The sequence below is a fragment of the Massilia sp. CT11-108 genome (assembly GCF_047302915.1).
In the GTDB taxonomy this organism is placed as follows: domain Bacteria; phylum Pseudomonadota; class Gammaproteobacteria; order Burkholderiales; family Burkholderiaceae_D; genus Telluria; species Telluria orientalis.
Genome location: NZ_JBKYMO010001312.1, coordinates 1 through 383 on the forward strand (window position 1 = coordinate 1; position 383 = coordinate 383).

Annotated in this window: 1 protein-coding gene; it reads right to left on the reverse strand. The window is 63.2% G+C overall.

Translation table 11 applies throughout. The features are described 5' to 3' along the window. On the reverse strand, positions 1-238 hold a 238-nt coding region (locus ACEN88_RS34560), incomplete at its 3' end, for an alpha/beta fold hydrolase (RefSeq protein WP_413346916.1). Between the last annotated feature and the right edge of the window lie 145 nt (positions 239-383).

Sequence of the window (383 nt, forward strand, 5' to 3'; positions counted from 1 at the left end):
GGGTACGGCCGCCCAGCGAATGGCCGACGAGGATCGCCGGCCGGCCGTACCCCTCGAGCTGCGCGATCAGCTCGTCGATCAGCGTGTGCCAGTTGTCGCGCACGGGAAAGCGCGGATCGTGGCCCAGCATGTCCGTCGTCCGCACGTCGAAATCGCGGCGCAACTCGTCCAGCAGGCGGCCGTACGAACCGGACGGGTAGCTGTTCCCGTGGGTGAAATGGAGTAAAGGCTTGGACATCGGGAATGGGATGACGCGGCACCGCGTAGTAAAGACAACACCCATTGTAATGTCATTATCTCCAAGTATTTAGAGGGAAACGCCTACGGCCGCTCGCCCTCATCGTGTCCGCGCATGCGGTGCTGGCTCAGCTGCTCGCGCTGCT